Below are 23,718 nucleotides of genomic sequence, written 5' to 3'. Positions count from 1 at the left end.
TTTACTCCGCGGGGGTTTCAGCGGCCGCGGATCGGCGGGCCGAACGGCGTGGCGCGCCGATACGCAGACGCCTGTCCGACAGCGACAAGCCGCCACCGAGAACCAGCATTGCCGAACCGATCCAGATGAAATTCACCAGTGGTTCATAGAGGATGCGCAGCGTCCAGGCCCCCCGCGCCTCGGCCTCGGCATTGGCGGGTTCCGTCAGCGAGGCATAGAGATCGCCTGCCAAGGTGGAGCGGATTGACGATTCCGTCGTGCTGTATTGCGCGACGGGATACTGCCTGCGTTCGGGGTAGAGTGTCGTCACGTAGTCGCCGTCGCGTTCGACGACGAGGGTTCCCCGGTTGGCGACATAGTTCGGCCCGGTGATCCGCTCGACGCCTTCATAGACCACATCGAAGCCGGCAATCGAGATCTCCGTGCCCGGCGTGACGAACACGATCTCTTCCGATTTCCAGGCCGTCGATCCGACGAAACCCACGATCGCGACGGCAAGACCGAGATGCGCCATCGTCATCCCATGGGCCGCGCGGGGCAGGTTCTTCGCGCGGCGCAGCGCCTCCCGGAGGGGCACCTCGCCAAACCGGATCCGCCCCGCCCATTCCATCACCGTGGCAAGGAGAAGCCAGACGGCAAGCGCAAGGGACAGATAGGCCAGAACCGGCCCGCCTTCGGTCAGGTACCAGACCACCAGCGCGGTCAGGCCCGACAGCACGGCCGCGAATTTCAACCGTTGCAGGACACCCGCAAGATCGGCGCGTTTCCACGACAGAAACGGCCCGATCGCCATGACAAAGACCAAGGGCAGCATTATCGGGATGAAGGTTGCGTTGAAGAACGGTGGCCCGACGGAAAGACGTTCTCCGCTGAGGGCTTCGATAAACAACGGATAGAGCGTGCCGAAGAGGACGGTGCCGGTCGCCGAGGCGAGCAGCAGGTTGTTCACGAGCAATCCGGCTTCGCGGCTGATCGGACGGAACAGGCCGCCGGATTCAAGCGCCGGGGCGCGCCACGCGAAGAGCAGCAGGGATCCCCCGATGCTGATCCCCAGAAGCCACAGGATATAGAGCCCGCGTTCGGGATCGACGGCGAAAGCGTGGACCGACGTGAGCAGCCCCGACCGCACGATGAAAGTGCCCAGAAGCGACATGGAGAAGGTCAGGATCGCAAGCAGGATCGTCCAGCTTTTGAACGCGTCGCGTTTCTCGGTCACGATGGCGGAATGCAGCAGCGCGGTGCCCAGGAGCCACGGCATGAAGCTGACATTCTCGACCGGATCCCAGAACCACCAGCCGCCCCAGCCAAGCTCGTAATAGGCCCACCATGACCCGACAGCGATGCCGGCGGTCAGGCTGATCCAGGCCGCCAGCGTCCATGGCCGCACCCACCGCGCCCAGGCCGCATCGACCCGCCCTTCGATCAGCGCGGCGACAGCGAAGGAGAACACGATCGAAAAACCGACATAGCCGAAATAGAGCAGCGGCGGGTGCATGGCGAGGCCGACATCCTGAAGCAGCGGATTGAGATCCTGGCCATCCGCGGGGGGCGGAAAGACCCGCTCGAACGGGTTCGACGTGAACAGCATGAAGCTGAAGAAACCGACGCTGATCCAGGCCTGCACCGAAAGGGTCCGGGCGCGCAGCCCCTCCGAAATATTGGTGCCGAAGAACGACACCCCGGCCCCGAACACGGTCAGGATCAGCACCCACAGAAGCAAGGAGCCCTCGTGGCTGCCCCAGGTGCCCGCGATCTTGAACAGAAGCGGCTTGAGCGAATGGGAGTTCTCGACCACGTTCAACACGGTGAAATCGCTGACCACGAATGACCGCATCAGCGCCGCGAAGGCAACCAGGGTGAAGGCCACCTGCGCCAGCGATGTTGCCCGCGCCGAACGCATCCAGAGCAGGTTGCCACGGGACGCGCCGAGCATCGGCAGCACGCTTTGAACCAGCGCGAAGCCAAAAGCGAGCGTCAGCGCGAATTGTCCGAGTTCAGGGATCATGTCGTTCCTCGATATTCGATTTCGGGATACGGGCGGAAATCACCCGGTGCGGTTTCAGGCCCATTCACGGAGGCCGCCGTATCGATCGGCAGGGTGAGGGTGGCGATCAGACCCCCCTCGGGCGCGTTGGACAATATGACATCGCCGCCATGTGCCCGCAAGATACCACGGGCGATCGACAGACCCAGGCCGTGCCCGCCGGTATCCAGGGACCGCGATTGTTCCAGCCGGTGGAAAGGCGCAAACACGTCCTCCAGCAGGTCGTCGGGAATGCCCGGACCATCATCGGCAATGCGGATTGCCAGAACCTCGCCCTGAACGTCATAGCTGACCCGCGCGTTGCCGCCATAGCGCTGCGCGTTCTCGATCAGGTTGCGCACCGCACGCCGGAATGCGAACGGGCGCACCGACACCGAAACCTCCGGCCCCGGCGCAAGCGAGACAGGAGTGGTCAGTGTCTGGTTGATGTCGCCGAGCATCTGCCCGACCTGGACGCGCTCGGACGCCTCGGAGGCACTGACGCCGCGGGCATAGGACAGGGTCGCATCCAGCATCCCCTGCATCTCTTCGATGCTGGAGGTCAGTGCATCGCGGGTTTCCGTGTCATCCACCATCTCCGTTCTGACCCGCAGCGCCGTCAGCGGCGAGCGCAGATCGTGGCCAATGGCGGCCAGCATGCGCGTGCGATCCTCGACAAACCGGGTCAGACGTTGCTGCATGATACCGAAGGCCGCCGTCAGATCGCGCACCTCGGTCGGGCCGGTCGGTTCCACAGGCTCCATATCCTCACCGCGGCCCAGACGTTCGCTGGCCACGGCCAGGCGTCTCAAGGGGCCGGTGATCCCTGTCATCAGGAACCAGAATCCAGCCGCCAGAAGAACCGCGGCTGTCCCCACGAAGGTCACGGTCGAGCCCCAGGCCCATTGCAGCGGGGGCCGTTCGAACCGGGTCTCGACATTCAGCCAATCGCCCCCCGACAGCGCGATCGAAACGCTCATCTCCAATGCCGACAGATCGCCCCGCATCATCGCGACGTGCATTTCTGCCATATCGGGTGAGAGATGCGACAAGGGCATGATCGTCCCCTCGACGTCATGCACATCTACCCTGATCTCTCGGGTGAACTGATCGCCGAGCAGCCTTCTGATCCTGTCCTCGACCGGTCCGGCGACATTGTGATCGGCTTCCTGAACCTGCGGGCTTTCGGTCACGTCAAAACGAACCAGGGGTGAATTGGCGGCCCGCAGGATGGACGCGTGCAATTCGATCGGGGCCTCCTCCAGAAGGCGGGCGACGCTTGCGGCACGACCTGCCGCTTCGAAACCCAGTGCGGCACGAACGGCAAGGCTGCGTTCATCGACAAAGAAGAACAGGCTCACGATCTGGGCCGCCAACAGAACGCCGAGAAGAAGCAGGATCAATTGTCCGCGCAAACTCGAGAAGAAGCCGCGGATCACGACGCAACCTCCACGTCGGTTGCCAGGCTGTAGCCGCCGTTACGGACGGTCGTTATGATCCGCGGACGCATCGGGTCGGCCTCGATCTTGCGGCGCAGGCGGCTCACCTGATTGTCGATTGTCCGGTCGAACGGGCCGGCGGATCGTCCGGCGGTGAGGTCCAGAAGCTGTTCGCGGCTGAGGATCAGCCGGGGCCGTTCCAGGAAAGTGATCAGCAGGCGAAACTCGGAATTGGAAAGGCTGTCCTTGATCCCCGTATCCGACAGCAGCGCGCGCCGATCCACGTCAAGGCTCCAATGGGCGAACTGGACGGTTTTTCCAGCCAGGCGCCCGGCGAGGGATTCCAGGCGGTCGCTGCGCCTGAGCACGGCCTTTATCCGGGCCAGAAGCTCGCGCGGGTTGAACGGTTTGGGCAGATAGTCATCCGCACCGATCTCAAGCCCGATGATCCGGTCCATGTCATCGCCAAGCGCCGTCAGCATGATGATCGAGCACGACCCCGAGGCGGACAGCCTGCGACAGACCGACAGCCCGTCCTCGCCCGGCATCATGACATCCAGCACGATCAAGTCGAAACTGCCGACGGCAAGTTTCTGGTCCATATCCGCGGCATCCGTCGCCGAGGTCGCCCGCAAGCCGCTTTTTTGCAGGAACCGTGTCACGGCATCCCGGATTTCGCGGTGATCGTCCACGACGAGGATATGGGGGCTTTCTGACTTCATCGCGTAAGTCCTATGCAAAAGGACGGGGTGTTTCCGCCTCGGAATTGTCACGGTATGTAACAAGGGCGGAAAACACGACGGCGCGATACATTTCCAGCCCACGGATTCCTGTACGCGGAACCGGTGACATCGCGATCATCCATCACCCTCGGATCCGCAAGCCCGGACAGTCAAGAGCGGAGCGGATAGCAGGTCGTTCGGCCACATCTGTTCCTTTTCCGTTCACGGCCTTGGGGTGGGCCCTCTTTCCCCGAGCGTGCGCCTTGCCGGTCGCGATCCGCAGGTTGCGGCTATGCCGTCGTGTCAATCAGATCCTCATCAGGGCATGTCGCGGCAAGATCGGCCAGGATCGGGCAATCCGGGCGGTGATCTCCGGCACAGGCGTGAACCAGGTGCGAGAGGGTCGCACGCATCTGCGCAAGTTCCGCGATCTTGTTGTCGATACGTTCGAGATGCTGTTCGGCGATCTCCTTGACCTCGGAGCTGGCGCGCTGGTCATCCTCATAGAGCGCCATCAGATTACGGCAGTCTTCTATGGTAAATCCAAGCGCGCGGGCGCGGCCCAGAAAGGCAAGCTTGTGCACGTCCCTTTCCAGAAAGTTGCGATATCCGTTTGCGCTCCGCAATGGCCGCACCAGGCCGATCTCCTCGTAGTAGCGGATCGTCTTGGGCGGCAGGCCGGACTTTTCGGCGACGTCTCCGATGTTCATGTCGTAACCCTCCTCATTCCGCGGCGACGGGGGTGGGGACCGGCACAGCGCTTTCGGTGACGACCGGCGTCTCGGCCTCGCTCATTGCGGGGCGCACCCAGCGAAGCCGCAGCGCATTCGTCAGGACGAAGACCGAGCTGAACGCCATTGCGCCCGCCGCAAGCACGGGCGACAGCAGCAGGCCGAAGGACGGATACAGCACGCCTGCGGCCACCGGGATCAGGGCGACATTGTATCCGAACGCCCAGAACAGGTTCTGCCGGATGTTCCGCATCGAGCGCGCGGACACCTGGAACGCGTTCACGACACCCCGCAGATCGCCCGACATCAGCACGACATCGGCCGATTCGATGGCCACGTCGGTTCCCGTGCCGATGGCGATGCCGACATCGGCATGGGCCAGCGCCGGCGCGTCGTTGATGCCATCGCCGACGAACGCGATCCGCTGGTGGTTGCCCTTCAACGTGTCCAGCGCCGCCACCTTGCCATCGGGCAGGACACCGGCGAACACATGGTCGATGCCGATTTCCCGCGCGATGGCATTTGCCGTTTCCGCCTTGTCGCCGGTGATCATGGCCACCTTCAGCCCGAGATCGTGCAGGGCGCGAATGGCGGCGGTGCTGGCGGGTTTCACCGGATCCGCCACGCCGATAACTGCCGCGACCTTTCCATCCACCGCCGCAAAGAGCGCTGTCCGTCCCTGTTCCGCGATACGGCGTTCCGCATCCGCCAGGGACGCGATGTCCAGACCTTCACGGGTCATCAGACGATCCGCGCCGACCAACACATCGTGCCCGGCAACCTTGGCCCGCACACCGAGACCGGTGATCGACTCGAAAGCCTCGACGTCATGGCGGGCCGCCCCCTCGGCCTTGGCCGCCCGCACGACGGCATCGGCAATGGGGTGTTCGGATTGTGCCTCGACCGCCGCGACCAGCGCGAGCATCTCGGGGCGGTCAAACCCATCGGCCAGCACAAGGTCCGTCAGTTCCGGGCGCCCTTCGGTCAGCGTGCCGGTCTTGTCCAGGGCCACGACATCAACGGATGTGAGTTCCTGAAGCGCGTCACCCTTGCGAAACAGAACACCCATCTCCGCCGCGCGTCCGGTGCCCACCATGATCGAGGTCGGCGTCGCCAGACCCATGGCGCAGGGACAGGCAATGATCAGGACCGACACGCCCGCCACAAGCGCATAGGACAGCGCCGGCGATGGCCCCAGCAAGAGCCAGGTCAGCACCGTCACCACGGCCAACACCATGACCGCCGGAACGAACCAGAGCGTGATGCGATCCACAATTCCCTGGATCGGCAGCTTGGCACCCTGTGCCTCTTCCACCATTCGGATGATCTGGGCGAGCGTTGTATCCGTCCCGACGCGCAGGGCGCGAAACTGAAAGCTGCTGGCCCCGTTGACGGTCCCTCCGGTCACGTGGTCGCCCTCTGCCTTCTCGACCGGAACCGGTTCACCGGTAATCATGCTTTCATCGACACGGGCGCTGCCTTGGGTCACTTCCCCATCCACCGCGACGCGTTCGCCGGGGCGGACAACCAGAATATCGCCAACGCCGATCTGTTCGATGGCAACATCCGTCGGCTCGCCGTCCACCAGGATCCGCGCGCTGCTTGGCTGGAGACCGAGCAGCTTCTGGATCGCGGCGCCGGTGCGGCCCTTGGCGCGTGCCTCCATCCAGCGCCCCAGAAGGACCAGCACGACAATGACGGCGGCCGCCTCGAAGTAGACCATGCGGGACGCTTCGGGCAGAAGCGTGGGCGCGAACAACGCGGTCAGCGAATAGAGATAGGCCGCGCCGGTGCCGACAGCCACGAGGCTGTTCATGTCGGGCGCGCCCTTCAGCAACGTGGCAAAGCCCTTGGTGTAGAAGTGCCGGCCGGGCCAGAACATGACGATGGTCGTCAGGACGAACTGGATCATCCAGCTTGTCTGGTGGCCGATCGTGCGACCGATCAGCTCATACACGCCCGGCACCAGATGCGCGCCCATTTCCAGCACGAAAACGGGCAGCGCAAGGGCTGCCGCAAAGATCGTCTTGCGGGCGAATGCGCGGGCTTCGTCTTGCTTGCGGGTGCTGCGGTCCTCGGAGGACGTGTCGCCGGTTGCCTCCGCCGGGTAGCCGGCCTCTTCGGCGGCCTTCAGCAGATCGGCCAGATCAAGCGATCCCTCGGCAAAATCGACGGTCGCCGTTTCAGACGCAAGATTGACATTGACGTCGAGGACTCCGGGCACCGCTGAAAGGGCTTTCTGCACGCGGCCCACGCAGGAGGCACAGGACATGGAGGAAATGTTCAGCCGCACCGATTGCGTTCGGGCAGGATAGCCCGCCTGGCTCAACGCCTCGACCACGTCGCCGACCCGGGATCTGGAATCGACCTGCGCCTGCGCCGTTTCGGTCGCGAGGTTCACATTCACCTCGGTAACGCCGGGCAGGGCGGAGAGAGCGCGTTGGACCCTGCCAACGCATGAAGCGCAGGACATGTTCTGGACTGAAAGCCGCAGGCCTTGTGAAGTTTGCATCGACGTCTCCTTGTTCATCCCGACAGCATTTAAGGCTTCCATTAACTGGAAGGTCAATGGAGTTCAAATAACTTTTTTCTCCTTGACCTTCCCATGTGGGAACCACCCATCTTCGTCGCCAGGATAAAGGAGATCACCATGAACAGATTCACTGTACCCGACATGAGCTGCGGGCATTGCACTGCGGCAATCGAGAAGGCGGTCAAGTCAATCGACCCGACAGCGACGGTCGCGTGTGACCTTGAGACCAAGACCGTTGCCGTCGAGACCTTCCTGAGCGAACGCGCCGTGTCCGAAGCCATCCGCGAGGCGGGCTACGAACCGTCATCTCTTGCCGCGACATGAGAGCCACCGGGGGCTGACATCTCCCGTGTCAGGTGCGAGATGCGGGGCAGGCCGGTCTTGACCCGCATCTGATCGGCCGCATCCAAGGCGTCTCCCAAGCGGGGTCTTCCGACACGAGGGCAAACTCGCGGAACTGTTCGATGCGGCTGACCGGAAACGCCGGACAGCGGAGGCCGGGATAGGCTGAGCCCGCGGTTCGGACCCAGTATCGAACTTGAAAGATCTTGCGATAGTGCCCGTCTTGTCACCTGCGGCACAAGATGTCGTGGCGGCTGGCGGCCGCTATCAACGCTGCGAGGGGTGTCGGGATCGTTTCGGATGACCGGGCCGATTTCAGGGCATACCGGCTTGGATGGTATCCAGGAGATTCCGGACAGAGTTTTGTCGCGCAATGTAACGGCCTCTCGATTTGCGACCCGCCGATACACGGCATGGAAGTGACTGGTATTCCATCGCAAAAATCACGTGCCATATAGGTCTCATCGCAACACCGGATACGAGGTTTTCCAAATGAAACGCACTACTCTTCTGGCAGCAATCGCAGTGACAACGGCCATCGCTGGCAGTGCGGCCGTCGCGAAGGCCAATCATGGCCATGGCGGCCAACCGAATGCCGCGTCGCCCGCGGGCACCATGCAGGACGGCGGTCCCGGCATGGGCGGCATGATGGACATGATGGGCGGCATGGACGGCATGATGGACATGATGCGGCAGATGCACGGCGGCATGATGGGCGGCGGCATGATGGGCGGCACCATGATGCAGATGTTCGACGCAGATGGCGACGGCACCGTGACGCCCGAGGAAATGCGCGGCCAGTTGGAGGCAAAACTCGCCGAATACGACAGCGACGGCGACGGCGCGCTCTCGATCGCCGAGTTCGAGGCCCTTCACAGCGCCATGATCCGCGAGATGATGGTGGACCGGTTCCAGTATCTGGACGCCGATGGTGATGGATCGGTCACGTCGGAAGAAATGACCGCACCGGCCGACATGATGGACCGCGCGCAAATGATGCGCGATCGCATGATGCCCGCGCAGTCCGACATGGACGCGGACATGAGCGACGGCAACATGATGAACGACAACTAAGCGATCGGCGCCGGCGCAATGCCGGCGCCGCATCCTTCTGGCCTTATGGAGGTTTTCATGATGGGTTTTGGTATGGGCGGGATCTGGATGTTGCTCCTCATCGTCTTCCTGGTGTTGGGGATCTTCGCATTCGTCAAATATCTGTCCAGGTAAATGAAAGGAAACCGAGAATGGCATATACCTACGATCGCATTCTGAACGACACCGGCATCGACGACGCCGAAATGCGCGTTCGCGCGGCCCTTGAGGACAAGGGCTTTGGCGTCCTGACCGAGATCGACGTCAAGGCGACGATGAAAAAGAAGATCGACGTCGATATGGCCCCCTACCTCATCCTCGGGGCCTGCAATCCCGGCATGGCGCACAAGGCCATCGGGATCGAGCCGCGGGTGGGCGCGATGCTGCCCTGCAACGTGATCCTGCGGGAGGTGGACGGCGGCACCGAGGTCAGCGCCATCGACCCGGTCGCATCCATGCAGGCCATCGACAACCAGCAGCTCCACGAGGTCGCGGGCGAAGTTCGCGACATGCTTCGCAAAGCGGTCGATGCCGCTTGATCGCACTGCATCCGGCATGAGGCCGCGAATGGCACATTGGTCTATCCCCCCCGGGATCGCCAAGGCGGCCATCGCGGCCTTTCTGGTCGTGGGTCTCGCGATCCTGTTCATCGGGCCGCTTGCGGGTGTGATCGAGCGTATCGACGGCGACCGGATTGCCGGATGGGTCGAGGCCGCGGGGCTTTGGGGTCCGATGCTGGTCATCGCCCTGATGACGGTCGCGATCGTCGCCACGCCAATCCCGAGCGCACCGATCGCATTGGCGGCGGGGGCGGCCTACGGACATGTGCTGGGGACCGTCTACATCGTCGTCGGTGCCGAACTGGGCGCGCTTGCCGCATTCGCACTGGCGCGATTTCTCGGCCGCGATGCGCTTGTCCGCTGGCTTGGCGAAAAGGTCGATGCGGGCTTGCTGGGGTCGCAGAACGCGTTGACATTCACGGTCTTCGTCAGCCGCTTGCTGCCGTTCATTTCCTTCGACATCGTCAGTTACGCCGCAGGGCTGAGCAGGCTGCACTTCTGGCGGTTCGCGGTCGCGACACTGGCCGGAATCATCCCGGCAAGCTTCGTTCTCGCCCATTTCGGCAACGAGGCGGTCAGCGGCAGCTCGTCCCGCGCCACCTGGGCCGCCATAGGGTTGGGTGTGCTGACGCTGACGCCGCTTGTTGTCGTGGCCGTGCGGGACTTGCGAAGGCATAGGGTGCGCCATGACTGATCGCCGCGCCCCGGTGCGGCCTCCATCCGATCTGACGAGCGCCGTCAGATCGACACGTAGAACGCGCCGTCCGGCGATCGCTGACGGCTTCCAAGCCAATCCGTTGTTTGAGGAAACCCGGCCATGCTGACCGCCGCCATACCATTTCCGGACATAAGCCACGAGCTGTTCTCGATTGAGATCGGCAGTTTCACCTTTGCGCTGCGCTGGTACGCGCTTGCCTATATCGCCGGCCTGTTGATCGGCTGGCGCCTCTGCGTGATGGCGGTCAGCCGGCCGGCACTGTGGTCCGGGGCCGGTGCGCCGCTGGACCGCCGCCAGATCGAGGATCTTCTGACCTGGATCATTCTGGGCGTCATCCTCGGCGGGCGGCTCGGCTTCGTGCTGTTCTACCAGCCGGAATACTACCTGGCCAATCCGCTGGAGATACTGAAGATCTGGCGGGGCGGCATGTCCTTCCATGGCGGTTTCCTTGGCGTTGCCACCGCGGGGCTGGTCTTCAGTCTGCGCCACAAGGCGTCGGTGCTCAGCGTGGCCGACCTGCTTGCGCTGGCGACCCCGCCGGGGCTGTTCCTCGGGCGGCTCGCGAACTTCATCAACAATGAGCTCTGGGGCCGGCCCACCGACGTTCCCTGGGCCGTGATCTTTCCGGGGGACGCCGCGCAGGATTGCCTCGGCGTCGTTTCCGTTTGCGCCCGTCATCCCTCGCAGATTTACGAGGCGCTGCTCGAGGGCCTGCTCCTCGGCACCGTTCTGATCTACCTCGCCTGGCGGCGCGGTTGGCTGAAGATGCCAGGGGCGCTGACCGGGACATTCCTGGTCGGATACGGCGCTGCCAGAAGCTTCGTGGAGCTTTTCCGCCAGCCGGATGCGCAATTCGTCGCGCCCGGAAACCCGGTCGGTCACGCGATCCATTTCGGCGATTGGGGTCTGACGATGGGGCAGGTGCTGTCCGCACCCATGATCCTGGTTGGGCTGGCGTTGATATTGTATGCGGTCAGGCAATCGAGAACGGCAACCGAGCGGGACTCCAGCCTTGCCGGGTGACGGGTCGTCGTCACTGATGGGAGAGACTTGGAAAATGCCACGGTATCAAAGGGACTGACCGCCGACCATCGACCGATGCCGTCCCGGCGGATCGACCTGATGTAAGCCGGAAGCCCTGTTTGTGTAACGATCCCGAAAGCTCGGCGTCTACTGCTTAGACTCTGATGCTTTGGGCCATGGCGCATGAGAAAGACAGGCAGACCGGGCTTGAGGTCCGACAGCCATGGTCGGCCAAGCGTCGGGACACGGGGATCAGGTGGCATCGCAGCACCAAAGATCGCAACAAGGAGACGTGAAATGACCACAACCCTCCATCTTGCCGTCCTCGCGGCGATCCTGTTCCCGGCCCCGACCTTCCTGGTCTTCGGGGGCCTGTTCAACGCCATCGCCAACCGCGGGAGGGTCGCATGACACGCTTCAACCGTCCCTCGCTGCGGTTTCTCGGCGCTGCCGGAACTGTTACCGGATCGCGCTACCTGCTGGCGATCGGCAGGCGGCGTATTCTGGTCGATTGCGGCCTGTTCCAGGGCTTCAAGCAACTGCGCGCGCGAAACCGGAAACCCTTTCCGGCGCGACCCTCCACCATCGACACGGTGTTGCTGACGCATGCGCATCTGGACCATTCCGGCTATCTTCCCGCACTGATCCGGGCCGGCTATGGTGGCCGCGTGATCTGCACCCGTGCCACGACCGAGCTATGCGGTCTGATCCTGCCGGACAGCGGCCACATCCAGGAAGAGGAGGCGCGCTATGCCGCGCGCCGGGGGTTTTCCAAGCACAGGAGTCCGAAACCGCTCTACACGCTGAAGGACGCCGAGGCGGCGCTTGATCGGTTCGATACCGTGGATTTCGGGCAAAAGGTCGATCTGGGCGACGGTATCACCGCGACCTTCATTCCGGCAGGGCATCTTCTGGGCGCGGCGCAGATCCGGATCGAATTCGGCGGAACGGTCATCCATTTCAGCGGCGATCTGGGGCACGACCCGGACCCGTTGATGCCTCCGCCCGACCCCTTTGCCGGTGCCGATGTTCTTGTCTGCGAATCCACCTATGGCAACCGCGCCCATCCCGACATCGACGCCGAGGCGGAACTGGCGCCGGTCTTGAAACGGGTCTTCGCACGGGGGGGGACAGTCTTGATCCCGTCTTTCGCCGTCGGTCGCGCCCAGGGGTTGATGCTGCATATTTCGCGGCTGATCGAGCGCGGCGAGATCCCGTATGTTCCGGTCTTTCTCAACAGCCCCATGTCGGTCGACGCCACCGACATCTACCACCGGCACCATGACGAGCATCGTATCAGCCGCGAGGAATGCGTGGCGATGTTTGAACTGGCCAAGCGGGTGAACACCGTCGCGCAGTCCAAGAACCTGAACACCCGCCAGGGGCCGATGATCATCATCTCGGCAAGCGGCATGCTGACCGGCGGGCGCATCCTGCATCATCTGGCCAGTTTCGGCGGCGACCGCCGCAATGCGATTCTGCTGTCGGGCTTCCAGGCGGGGGGCACGCGCGGTGCCGCTCTGGCCGATGGTGCGCGTCACCTGCGGATGTTTGGCCGCGACTACCCCATCGAGGCCGAGGTCGTGCAGCTTCGGTCGTTCTCGGGTCATGCCGATGCCGAGGAGATCCTGCGCTGGATGTCGGCCGGTCCTGCGCCGCGCATGACCTATGTGACACATGGCGAGCCTTCGGCATCCGATACCCTGCGCTTTCGCATCAACCATGAGTTGGGCCGACCGGCCCGCGCGCCCGACCATCTGGAAACCGTGTATCTGGACCATCCGCGATGACCGAGACGCTCGCACTCGTCCCCTCGGGAATAGACACATACCGCCAACCGGTCGTCTACATGCACGAAGACTGCCACATCTGCCGCGCGGAAGGGTTCGCCGCCGAGACCCGAATTCGCATCGACCTGCGCGACCGCTGGATCATCGCCACGCTGAACGTGGTCGCGCGCGGTGCGTGGCTGGCCGTGGATCAGGCCGCGCTGTCGGTTTCAGCCTGGCAGGCGCTGAAGGCGCAAGCCGGCGACCGGGCAGGGTTCTCGCATCCCGAGCCGCCGGTTTCGTCGTCAGCAATCCGGGCCAAGGTCTATGGAGGGCGTTTGCGGCAAGAGGATTTTGCCGCGATCATTGGCGACACGCTCGACAGCCGCCTCTCGGATCTCGACCTCGCCGCATTCATCACCGCCAGCGCCGGAAACCGCCTTGACGAGCGGGAGACGGTGGCCCTGACCCGCGAAATGCAGGCTGCGGGCGAAACGCTTGATTGGGGTGGCCAGACCGTCCTGGACAAGCATTGTGTCGGCGGGTTGCCGGGCAACCGGACAACCCCGATCGTCGTTGCCATCATTGCAGCGGCAGGGCATCTGATCCCCAAGACGTCGAGCCGGGCAATCACGTCCCCCGCCGGGACTGCGGACACGATGGAAGCCATGGCGCCGGTGGCGCTGGACGCCGCGGCGCTGCGCAAGGTGGTCGAAGCCGAAGGCGGCTGCGTGGTCTGGGGCGGCGGGCTGAACCTCAGCCCCGCTGACGATCACTTCATCCGCATCGAGAGGCCGCTGGATTTCGACAGCGTCGGACAATTGGTCGCCAGCGTCCTGTCAAAGAAGGCGGCTGTCGGCGCAACCGATGTGTTGATCGACCTGCCGGTCGGGCCAACGGCCAAGGTGCGCTCGGCGCAGGCCGCGGCGGCCCTGGGATCCCGCCTGAGCGCGGTCGGTCAGGCCATCGGGCTGCGCGTCGCGCTTCACGAAAGCGATGGCACGGCCCCGGTCGGGCGCGGCATCGGCCCTGCGCTCGAGGCGGCGGATGTGCTGGCGGTGCTCCGGCGTGCTCCGGCTGCGCCGACCGATTTGCGCGACCGTGCGCTGGACCTTGCCGGTCGGTTGCTCGACATGGCGCCGGGTGCTTCTGGCAAGACGGGCAGGGCGCGGGCAGAGAAATTGCTCGACAGTGGCGCGGCAGACGCGAAATTCATGGCGATCTGCGCCGCACAGGGCGGGTTTCGCGACCCTGGCGAAGCGCCGCAGCGCGCCGAGATGCTGGCCCCGGCGGCAGGATACATCACCGCCATCGACAACCGTTTGATTGCCCGCATCGCAAAGCTTGCGGGCGCACCGCGCCAGCAACGGGCGGGTGTGCGTCTTCTGGTGCGGGTCGGGGAACCCGTGGAGACAGGACAACCGCTCTATGAAATCCACGCCGAGACGACCGGAGAGCTGGCCTATGCACGCGCATATGCCGAGGCCCATGCCGGCGCGCTCAGGCTGTCGGAGGATACCGCATGATTCTTGTCCCGTTCCCGGACATGAACCCGCTCGCGCGATCGCTCGCGCCGGCATTGGATGCAGATCTCTCTTTGCTCGACTGGCATCGCTTCCCCGACGGTGAAAGCCTGATGACCCTGCCGGACGACATGAGAGATGCCGATGTCGCGATACTGGCGACGCTTCGTGATCCTGACCGCCTGGCCCTGCCGCTGCGGTTCGCCGCACAGACGGCCCGAGAGCTGGGGGCCCGGAATGTCGGGCTGATCGCGCCCTATCTGGGCTACATGCGGCAAGACCGGCGCTTTCGCGATGGACAGGCCATCAGCGCGAAGCTGTTCGCGGGATTTCTCGCCGAGAGTTTTGACTGGCTGGTGACGGTCGATCCCCATCTGCACCGCATCGCGCGGTTGGAGGATGTCTTCACGATCCCGGCCAGGCGGGTCGCGTCCGCCCCGCGTCTGGCCGAGTGGATCCGGACCAATCTGCCCGATGCCGTCTTGCTGGGGCCAGACAGCGAAAGCCAGCAATGGGTCGCCGAAGTGGCCCGGCTTGCCGCACGGCCCTACGAAGTCCTGCGAAAGGTCAGGACCGGCGATCACCAGGTGGATATCAGCGTGCCCGAGAGCGCCGCTCTGCTTGAGGGCACTCCGGTGATACTGGATGACATCGCGTCTTCCGGCAGGACGATGGCGCGCGCCGTCGAGCGATTGCTTGCAGCCGGAACCGGTTCGCCGGTCTGCCTGGCCATCCACGCGGTCTTTGCGGAAGGGGCCCATGACGTCATCATGTCAGCCGGAGCCGCCCGGATCGTCACCACCGATACCATACCGCACCCCTCAAATGCGATCGGAACCGCCGCTATGCTCGCCACGGCGGTTCGATCACTTGTGTCGGGTCTTGACCTTCCATCTAGTGGAAGGAATAGGTTGACACCGACTTGCTCCGATAGGAATTCCCAATGACCGATCACGCTCATCACTCCGCCCCCGAAGCCGACATCTATGTTTGCCCGATGCACCCGGAGGTGCGGCAGAACGGTCCGGGCGATTGCCCGAAATGCGGGATGCACCTTGTGCCGGAATCGGAGGCCGGTGCCGATGCAGGGCACGGCCACCACGGGCATGAGCATCACGGGCACGACCACCAGGCAAGCGCCGCCCCGGCGGACGGCAGGTATGATACCGTCCCCGCCGGATATGACGGGGCCGTCTATACCTGCCCGATGCACCCGCAGGTTCGTCAGGTCGAGCATGGCTCCTGCCCGATCTGCGGCATGGGGCTGGAGCTTGAATCCGGTATCCCGGCAGAGGATGGCCCGAACCCCGAACTGGTGGATTTCACCCGCCGTTTCTGGGTCGGCACGGTGCTGACCATTCCGCTCCTGATCCTGACCATGGCGCCCTATGTCGGGTTTCCCGAAGTGCGCGAGATTTTCGGCGAGCGCGCAACCCTCTGGATCGAACTGGTCCTGGGAACCCCGGTGGTCCTGTGGTGCGGCTGGCCCTTCATGGTGCGCGGCTGGAATTCGTTCAAGACGCTGAACCTCAACATGTTCTCGCTGATCAGCATGGGCGTGATGGCGGCCTGGATCTTCAGCGTCGTCGCCGTGTTGGCACCGGGCATATTCCCCGATGGCTTCCGCGACGAGGAAGGACATGTCGGCGTCTATTTCGAGGCTGCGGCGGTGATCGTGACGCTGGTGCTGCTTGGCCAGGTGATGGAGCTGCGCGCCCGTGAAGGCACCGGCAAGGCGATCCGCGCGCTGCTGGACATGGCGGCCAAGACCGCGCGGGTGATCCGCGACGATGGCTCCGAGGAGGAGATCCCGCTGGAGGATGTGCAGGTCGGCGACCGGCTGCGCGTGCGCCCCGGCGACAAGGTACCGGTCGATGGCGTGGTTCTGGATGGCCGGTCCTCGGTCGATGAAAGCATGATCTCGGGTGAACCCGTGCCGGTCGAGAAGACCGAGGGCGACCCGGTCACGGGGGCCACGATCAACGGCACCGGCAGCCTGGTTATGGAGGCGACGCGGGTCGGGTCCGACACGATGCTGAGCCAGATCGTCGAGATGGTGTCGAACGCGCAACGTTCGCGCGCACCGATCCAGAAATACGCCGACCGGGTGGCGGGGTTCTTCGTTCCCGCCGTGATCGCAATCGCGGTCCTCTCCTTTATCGCCTGGGCGGTCTGGGGGCCTGCGCCCGCGCTGTCCTATGCGTTGATTTCGGCTGTCGCGGTCCTGATCATCGCCTGTCCCTGTGCGCTTGGGCTTGCCACGCCGATGTCGATCATGACGGCGACGGGACGGGGCGCGCAGGCCGGTGTTCTGATCAAGAACGCCGAGGCGCTGGAGCGCTTCGAGAAGGTCGATACCCTGATCGTCGACAAGACCGGGACGCTGACGATGGGCAAACCACAGCTTGTCGCCGTCCTGCCCGAGCCCGGTCATGACGAGGCCGAGGTTCTGCGCCTCGCCGCCTCGCTGGAACGCGGATCGGAGCACCCTCTGGCCGAAGCGATCGTGCGCGGCGCGGAGGAGCGTGACGTGAAAATGGCCAATGCCAACGATTTCGAGGCGGTCACCGGCAAGGGCGTCAAGGGTGTCGTGGACGGCCAGGCGGTCGCGCTCGGCAATCTGGCGATGATCCGCGAACTGGGGCTGGAGGCGGGCGAGTTGACCGCCAAGGCCAATGACCGCCGCGACGAGGGCGAGACGGTGATGTTCGTGGTGCTGGATGGCGAGATCGCCGGTCTTGTCGCGGTCGCCGACCCGGTAAAGGAGACCACCCCCGCCGCGATCAAGGAGCTGCACGATCTCGGGTTCCGCGTCATCATGGCGACCGGCGACAACGAACGCACCGCCAAGGCGATCGGCGCGCGTCTCGGCATCGACGAGATCCGGGCCGACGTGCTGCCCGAGGACAAGGCGCGCATCATCAAGGAATTGCAGGCCGAGGGCCGCAAGGTCGCGATGGCCGGGGATGGCGTGAACGACGCACCGGCGCTGGCGCAGGCCGATGTCGGCATCGCCATGGGCACCGGCGCCGATGTGGCCATCGAAAGCGCGGGCATCACGCTGGTCAAGGGCAACCTCGACGGGATCGTGCGGGCGCGGCGGCTGGCGCGGGCCACAATGCGCAACATCCGCCAGAACCTGTTCTTCGCGCTGGTCTACAACGCCTCCGGCGTGCCGGTCGCGGCGGGCGTCCTGTTTCCCGTCTTCGGTATCCTCATCAGCCCGATGTTCGCCGCCTTCGCCATGAGCGCTTCGTCGATCTCGGTGGTGCTCAATTCGCTGCGGCTGAGAGGGGCCAGAATATGAGACAGGACATCATCCGGGGCACGCTGGCCGCTCTCGCGCTCACCGTCACGGCGAACATGGCGGCTGCGCACGAGTTCACCGCGGCACTTCTCGTGACCGGCGAGAACCGGGAGGCGCGTCTCGCCGAGGCGGTCAACGGGTTCCTGCTGGCGGCGGACGAGCGCGACGGGCATCCCGCCGAAACGTCGGACGGTCACCTGGGCGGGGTGGATGTGCAGCTTCTGCCGCTGCCTGCCGAGGCGGCGGGCCAGGTCGCCGGGTTGGTCGGAACGCCCCGGACACCGGCCGACGTCCTGGTCGTGATCGGACCGGAACCGGACGCATCCGCCGCCGCATCGCCTGCTTTCGCGGGCGTCGTGCTGCGTCCCGGCGTGCTTCCCGACGGTTGGGCTGCCGAGAATGACGCCAGCAGCTTTGCCGCCCGCTACCAAAGCACCTACGGAACCGCCCCCACCGAGGCCGCTGCATTGGGATACAACGCGGCCCGGCGGCTGGATATCGCGATCCGCCCGCTCGACGGGGTCGCGCCAGCAGCGGCGCTTGAGGCCGCCCTCGCAGAGACCGCAAGCGGCATGGACTGGCAGGCGGACGTTCGATGAAGGAAAGACCAGGCCCCGGTTCCGGCGTTGCCCCCACAAACCCCGATGACGCGGCCATATCGGACCGGAGCATCGTGCCCGCGCCGCTGCCCCCCATGCCCGCCTTCGCCACCGGCGATATGTGGGCTTTGTGTTGATGATGGCGGGTGTTCTGATGCAATGGGCGACACTGTTGACACTTGCAATCTTCCCGGTGCTGGTCTGGATGTATGCACGTCTCGCCCTCGCCGAGGAACCCTGTAAGCACCACGCCGCAACTGTTCCCGCGTTCACTCCGCACCGGCGGGCGGGCCTGGTGAGTACAAGCAAGAAACGGACAGGAATATGACAAGACCCAAGAAGATCGGACCCCCCGCGACAGCGACCCGGAAAACGGTGGCGATTGCCTCGCTGCTTGCATTCGGATTGGCAACGGGCCTGTTCGCCCAGTCCGATGAAGTCGACGCCGACCGGCCAAGAGTGAACACCGAGATGCATGGCGCCGCCGCCGGGGCACCCGCGCCCAGTCCCGATTCGGTCATCGTGCCCGAAACCCTGCGCGCACCTTCCTATTTTGGCCAGATCGCGTTCGAGCAAAGCTGCGCTGCGTGTCATGGTCAAAACGGCGCTGGCGGAACCGGCAATGGTCCGCCGCTGATCCATCCCATCTACGAGCCGGGTCATCACCCGGATGGGGCGTTCCTGCGGGCAGCGACGGCAGGCGTGCAGTCGCATCACTGGAATTACGGCGATATGCCCGCCGTGGAAGGGGTCACGGAAGAAACCGTTGGGCTGATCGTCAGCTACATCCGCGAAATGCAGCGCGCCAACGGGATCGAATGATGGCAAGACGCCCCGACCCGCCGACGGTGCAGGGAACCGTCGTGCTGATCGGAGGCACGGGCGATGTCGGCGGGCGGCTGGTCCGGCTGCTCGTCGATCATACGGCAGCCCGAATAGTGCTGGTATCGCGCACTGGTGCCGGGGCGGGCGATCGGGTCGAGGCGCTGCGGCTTGATATTGCCGGGAGGGACGCCGCCGGAAAACTGCCGCCTGGCGCGACGGTGGTAAACCTGACCGAAGCAACCCCCCCATCGGTCGCGGCCGAAATTGTCCGCAACGGCGGACGTTTCCTCGAGACCTCGGCGTCACCGGATTACCTGACGGCGCTGCGACGGGACGTGCCGGAGGGCGGCGGTCCGGGCACCGCGGTTCTGTGCGTCGGGACCGCGCCCGGCCTCAGCACCTTGATGGCAGCCGAACTCCTGCGCGATACTGAGGCAGACAGGGTCGATATCGGATTGGAACTTGGCATGGGGCGCCATTATGGACAGGCCGCGACGGAATGGTCGATCGGCGCCCTCGGCCGCCCATATCGGCTGTCCGATTCCGCAAGCACCCTGGTCGCGCCTGGTGCCCTCCGACGGCTGTTTGCTTTCGGGCGGAACAGTCGGGCGCGACCCGCGCTTGGGATCGGCTTTGCGGTGGATGGTGTCGCGGATGGTTCGGGCAGCGGCCCGCCGGCCCTTGTCCGTACATTCCTGGCGATTGATCCGCCTTTGGTGACGCGCGCTGTCGGCCTGCTCTTGCGGCTCGGTCTCGGCCCTGTGCTGTCGCGGCGCAAACGCGGCGTGACGCGGGCCTTGGGGCGGCTGCCGGAACTGGGCCAGGCGCGCACCCGGATCGCCGTCGAGGTGCGGGATTCTGACGGCAGCGTCATTGCCTCGCGCCATGTTTCTGCCGGGGATCAGGCCGAAGTGACGGCGGCGATGATCCTCGCCACGATCCGCGCATTGTCGGCGGCGGACAGGCAGATGCCCGGCCTGTCAACCATCGTCGATCACCTGACATTCGCCGGGGCGCTGAACGATCTGTGCCTCCTCCTGCCGGGCATGGCCGTCGAGACCTGGTCGACCGGGCGCATTGGAGGAAACCCGTGAACCGCACCAGGAACCTCCTGCGGTTGGCCCGGATTGCCACCGTCCTGGCGAAAGACGTCTGGACGCTCCGGCGATATGATCCGGCCAGCGGCGACACTGGTGCACCGGATCGGTTCGCGCAAAACCTTCTCGCCCTGGGGCCGGTTTTCGTCAAGCTTGGCCAGATCCTCAGCACCCGCCCCGATATTCTCCCCGAAAGCTATGTCGCGCGGCTTGCGGAATTGCAGGAGCATGCGCCCCAAGTGGATTTCGCCACGGTGCGGCGCATCGTCGAGGATGAGCTGGCAACGCCGCTGGAAACCGCCTTTGCCAGCTTCGAGGCCGAACCCGTCGCCGCCGCGTCCCTGGCCCAGGTGCACAAGGCAAGCCTGGCGGATGGCACGGCGGTCGCGGTCAAGGTGCAGCGACCGGGGCTGGAGCCGCTGTTCCACCGCGATCTCGACGCGCTCGACCTTGGGCTGAGGATCGCGCGGATGGTGCTGCCGCGCCGCCTTCGGCGCACGAATTTGCCGGCGTTCCTCTCGGAGTTTCGGCGCTACTCGCTGGCCGAGCTCGATTTTCGCGCCGAGGCGGCTGTCATGGACCGGTTTCGCGGGAATCTCGCCGGGCAGGACCGCATCCGAATTCCAAGACCCTATCGCGACCATGTGACAGCCCGCGTGCTGACCATGGACTGGGTCCAGGGCCTGCGCCTGTCCGAAGTCTCCGCCGCCCTTCCCGAACAAACCCGGTCCGCACTGGTCGAGGCGCTTGTGTCGATGCTGCTGAAGATGTTCGTGTCGGACGGGCTGTTTCACGCCGACCTGCATCCCGGCAATATCGTCTTTCATGCCGACGGCACTGTGACCCTGCTCGATTTCGGCATGTATGGCGAGTTGAGCGCGGCGCAGCGCGACCGCTTCGTGCTGTACTGGATGGCCGTGGCACAGCGACAGACCCGGCGCGCCTATCACCATTTCAGCGCGCAGACCGAGGCCCTTCCGGGTGCCGATCACGCGCTGTTCCGGCAAAGATTCGAGGGGCTTGCGGCGAAATTCTACGCAGCCCCCTCGCGCGAGGCCAGTCTTGCGCGAACCTATCTTGCGATGATGCGCGCGGGCTACCGCGCCGGTTTCGTATTCCCTGCCTCCCTGATGCTCCATGCCAAGGCGCTGACCACCGCGGAGGCGCTGCTGTTCGTGCTGGCACCCGACGCACGGTTCGACGATTTGTCGCGCCCGTTCATCGCGCGCGAGGTTGCCGCGCGACTGGCGGCCAGCGACCCGTTGGGGCGCCTCTCGCAGGTGCTTCCCGAGCTTCTGCTCACCGGTGCCCTGCCGCCCGCCGAGGCGATTGACGAGACCTGGGACGCTACCGCAACCCAGAAAATGGGGCGCGGACTCCTCGAGGCCGTCATCCCATCCGGCGAGGGAATTGGCCGCGCCGCGCTGACGATGCTTTTCAGTCACGTCGCCCGGCACCATCTGGGCAACGAGACCGACGCGATCCTTTCGGACACCTGGGCGGGGTACGATCGGCTTGAACGCGACCTTCCGCTGGCGCCGAATGTCGGCGCAATCCTGACAACGCATCTTGCCGCGCTGACGCTTGCGCTGCACCGAACGCTGGTCGCGCGAGGGCGGTCAGAGGCGCAGAGCCACGAGGTCATCCATGCGATCGGCTGGGACATCTACGATCGAATGGCCGATCCGCCGTTCGAGATCGCCCGCGCCATCACCTCCGATCCGGCCAAGCGAATGCGCATCGCGACGGGCCTGTTTCGCCATTTCCCCTTTGGACCACCGGCCTATGGCTGGCGCGACGTCGAGGCGGGTGGCAATGTCGTCGCCTTCGACTGCACGAAATGCCCGGTGGCCGCGTTCTTTGCGGCCCATGAGGCGTCGGCGCTGTGCACGGCAACATGGTGCGCACTCGATTTCCCGGTGGCCGAGAAATGGGGCGGGCAACTGGTGCGTCCCAAGACCATTGCCGGGGGGCATGATCATTGTGATTTCAGGTGGCATACCGCGCCAGTGTTGGACAAAGACAAAATCGGAGAGGCAGCAGAGCATGCAGGACAAGGATAGAAACGACACCTACCGCGAAGGCTCGATCACCCTGGGCGGTGCTGTCGCCATGGGAACGGGCGTGATGATCGGCGCGGGCATCTTCGCGCTGACCGGGCAGGTCGCCCAGCTTGCCGGACCGCTCTTTCCGCTTGCCTTCATCGCGGGCGCAATGGTGACCGGCTTCAGCGCCTACAGCTACATCCGGATGTCGAACAAATGGCCCTCCTCGGGCGGGATCGCGATGATCCTGCAAAAATGCTATGGCCCCGGCGCGGTCGCGGCGGCCGCCGCCCTGCTGATGGCTCTGAGCATGGTGATTGCCGAAAGCCTGGTGGCGCGGACATTCGCAACCTACGTCCTGCGCGCCTTCGACATCGAGGGCGGGCCGCTGGTGCCGACCCTCGCCGTGGGCGTCATTGTCTTCGCCTTCCTCGTGAACATCGCCGGCAACCGGTCGGTCGGGCTGTTCTCGCTGATCATGGCGGCGATCAAGATCGGCGGCATCGGATTGTTCGGAATCGCCGCGATATGGTCCAGCGGCTTCCAGTTCTCGGCCGCGTCCGAGACCGCGCAGGATTACAGCGTGACCGGCTTCATTGCTTCCGTGGCATTCGCGATCCTGGCCTTCAAGGGCTTCACCACCATTACCAATAGCGGGGCCGAAATCACCGAACCGCACCGCAACGTGGGCCGGGCGATCATGTTTTCGATCGCCATCTGCGTGGCAGTCTATCTGCTTGTTGCCTTCGGTGTCGGCTCGAGCCTGACCATCGACGAGATCGTCGCGGCACGGGATTATTCGCTGGCCGAGGCCGCCGAACCCGCCCTGGGTCAAACCGGCTTCTTTCTGACCGTGATCCTGGCGGCGGTGGCAACGGCCTCCGGCGTGCTGGCCAGCGTGTTCGCCGTGTCGCGGATGCTGGCGATGTTGACGGATATGAAGATGATCCCGCATCGGCATTTCGGAATGTCCGGCCCGATCCAGCGGCATACGCTGGTCTACACCGTTGTCATCGCGTCCCTGCTGGCAGTGTTCTTCGACCTCGGCCGGATCGCCTCGCTCGGCGCCTTTTTCTACCTGGTCATGGACATGGCCGTGCACTGGGGCGTGTTCCGCTACCGGCGAGAGGAAATCGGTGCCTCCGGCGCGGTGCTGCTTGCGGCATTGGCGTTCGATGCCGTGGTGCTGGTGGCGTTCACGGCGATGAAACTTCAGAGCGATCCGCTCATCGTGCTCTATGCCGTTGGCGGCATCGCCACTGTCTTCATATTCGAACGGATCTACCTGTCGCGGTGGCTGGCGCCCGGCCAGGCCGCACATGACCACTGATATTTTCCGGCGCGACGGCAGACTGGCAGAGGCCGGACCG

Annotated in this window: 19 protein-coding genes; 14 read left to right on the top strand and 5 right to left on the bottom strand. The window is 64.7% G+C overall.

All coding sequences use genetic code 11. The annotated features are described in order from the left end of the window. Window position 1: 1 nt before the first annotated feature. From HNS34_RS16080 to HNS34_RS16060, 5 genes are all read right to left on the bottom strand, one after another. A complete protein-coding gene (locus HNS34_RS16080; protein ID WP_172321117.1) occupies window positions 2-2,005 on the bottom strand; it encodes a heme lyase CcmF/NrfE family subunit in 2,004 nt (667 codons plus the stop codon). Beyond that, window positions 2,002-3,426 (bottom strand): ATP-binding protein, encoded by a 1,425-nt coding sequence (locus HNS34_RS16075; RefSeq protein ID WP_235952771.1) that lies wholly within the window; start codon window positions 3,424-3,426, stop codon window positions 2,002-2,004. The genes HNS34_RS16080 and HNS34_RS16075 overlap by 4 nt, the downstream gene beginning before the upstream one ends. 32 nt (window positions 3,427-3,458) lie before the next feature. After that, entirely contained in the window at window positions 3,459-4,184 is a 726-nt protein-coding gene (locus HNS34_RS16070; RefSeq protein WP_172321116.1) for a response regulator, read from the bottom strand. 290 nt (window positions 4,185-4,474) lie between these two features. After that, a complete protein-coding gene (cueR, locus tag HNS34_RS16065; protein WP_172321115.1) occupies window positions 4,475-4,894 on the bottom strand; it encodes a Cu(I)-responsive transcriptional regulator in 420 nt (139 codons plus the stop codon). A 13-nt stretch (window positions 4,895-4,907) separates the two neighbouring features. Beyond that, the gene (locus tag HNS34_RS16060) at window positions 4,908-7,427 is read right to left on the bottom strand and encodes a heavy metal translocating P-type ATPase (protein WP_235952770.1); all 2,520 of its coding nucleotides are present in this window, start codon (window positions 7,425-7,427) and stop codon (window positions 4,908-4,910) included. 138 nt (window positions 7,428-7,565) lie between these two features. Here HNS34_RS16060 and HNS34_RS16055 point away from each other — a divergent pair, with 138 nt between their 5' ends. The 14 genes from HNS34_RS16055 to HNS34_RS15990 all read left to right on the top strand — a co-directional run bounded on the left by HNS34_RS16055 (window position 7,566) and on the right by HNS34_RS15990 (window position 23,678). Beyond that, window positions 7,566-7,772 (top strand): heavy-metal-associated domain-containing protein, encoded by a 207-nt coding sequence (locus HNS34_RS16055; RefSeq protein WP_172321114.1) that lies wholly within the window; start codon window positions 7,566-7,568, stop codon window positions 7,770-7,772. A 510-nt stretch (window positions 7,773-8,282) separates the two neighbouring features. Then, window positions 8,283-8,864 (top strand): EF-hand domain-containing protein, encoded by a 582-nt coding sequence (locus HNS34_RS16050; RefSeq protein ID WP_172321113.1) that lies wholly within the window; start codon window positions 8,283-8,285, stop codon window positions 8,862-8,864. Window positions 8,865-9,034: 170 nt separating this feature from the next. After that, entirely contained in the window at window positions 9,035-9,421 is a 387-nt protein-coding gene (locus HNS34_RS16045) for a DUF302 domain-containing protein (RefSeq protein WP_172321112.1), read from the top strand. A 28-nt stretch (window positions 9,422-9,449) separates the two neighbouring features. Next, window positions 9,450-10,136, top strand: coding sequence for a TVP38/TMEM64 family protein (locus HNS34_RS16040; RefSeq protein ID WP_172321111.1), 687 nt, complete (start codon window positions 9,450-9,452; stop codon window positions 10,134-10,136). A gap of 123 nt (window positions 10,137-10,259) precedes the next feature. After that, window positions 10,260-11,183: a prolipoprotein diacylglyceryl transferase gene (gene lgt / locus HNS34_RS16035; RefSeq protein ID WP_172321110.1), complete on the top strand. Its 924-nt coding sequence runs from the start codon at window positions 10,260-10,262 to the stop codon at window positions 11,181-11,183. 407 nt (window positions 11,184-11,590) lie between these two features. Then, window positions 11,591-12,973, top strand: a complete 1,383-nt coding sequence (locus tag HNS34_RS16030) for an MBL fold metallo-hydrolase RNA specificity domain-containing protein (RefSeq protein WP_172321109.1) — start codon at window positions 11,591-11,593, stop codon at window positions 12,971-12,973. Further along, on the top strand, window positions 12,970-14,478 hold the full coding sequence (locus tag HNS34_RS16025) for a thymidine phosphorylase family protein (RefSeq protein ID WP_172321108.1): 1,509 nt from the start codon (window positions 12,970-12,972) through the stop codon (window positions 14,476-14,478). Before HNS34_RS16030 ends, HNS34_RS16025 begins: the two co-directional genes overlap by 4 nt. After that, window positions 14,475-15,422 carry a ribose-phosphate diphosphokinase gene (locus tag HNS34_RS16020; RefSeq protein WP_172321107.1) on the top strand — a complete coding sequence of 316 codons (948 nt, stop codon included), beginning with the start codon at window positions 14,475-14,477 and terminating at the stop codon, window positions 15,420-15,422. Before HNS34_RS16025 ends, HNS34_RS16020 begins: the two co-directional genes overlap by 4 nt. Window positions 15,423-15,472: 50 nt before the next feature. After that, on the top strand, window positions 15,473-17,782 hold the full coding sequence (locus HNS34_RS16015; protein ID WP_235952777.1) for a copper-transporting P-type ATPase: 2,310 nt from the start codon (window positions 15,473-15,475) through the stop codon (window positions 17,780-17,782). Then, a complete protein-coding gene (locus HNS34_RS16010; RefSeq protein ID WP_172321106.1) occupies window positions 17,779-18,381 on the top strand; it encodes a hypothetical protein in 603 nt (200 codons plus the stop codon). Before HNS34_RS16015 ends, HNS34_RS16010 begins: the two co-directional genes overlap by 4 nt. 405 nt (window positions 18,382-18,786) lie before the next feature. Next, window positions 18,787-19,203, top strand: coding sequence for a c-type cytochrome (locus tag HNS34_RS16005; RefSeq protein ID WP_235952769.1), 417 nt, complete (start codon window positions 18,787-18,789; stop codon window positions 19,201-19,203). Then, window positions 19,203-20,300, top strand: a complete 1,098-nt coding sequence (locus HNS34_RS16000) for a KR domain-containing protein (RefSeq protein ID WP_172321104.1) — start codon at window positions 19,203-19,205, stop codon at window positions 20,298-20,300. Before HNS34_RS16005 ends, HNS34_RS16000 begins: the two co-directional genes overlap by 1 nt. Beyond that, window positions 20,297-22,366, top strand: coding sequence for an AarF/UbiB family protein (locus HNS34_RS15995; protein ID WP_172321103.1), 2,070 nt, complete (start codon window positions 20,297-20,299; stop codon window positions 22,364-22,366). Before HNS34_RS16000 ends, HNS34_RS15995 begins: the two co-directional genes overlap by 4 nt. Further along, on the top strand, window positions 22,350-23,678 hold the full coding sequence (locus HNS34_RS15990; RefSeq protein ID WP_172321102.1) for an APC family permease: 1,329 nt from the start codon (window positions 22,350-22,352) through the stop codon (window positions 23,676-23,678). Before HNS34_RS15995 ends, HNS34_RS15990 begins: the two co-directional genes overlap by 17 nt. Window positions 23,679-23,718: the final 40 nt, after the last annotated feature.

This window comes from Alterinioella nitratireducens (assembly GCF_013155465.1).
In the GTDB taxonomy this organism is placed as follows: Bacteria; Pseudomonadota; Alphaproteobacteria; order Rhodobacterales; family Rhodobacteraceae; genus Alterinioella; species Alterinioella nitratireducens.
Note: the sequence above shows the minus strand (reverse complement) of the source record. Positions and strands in the feature narration are given on the sequence as shown.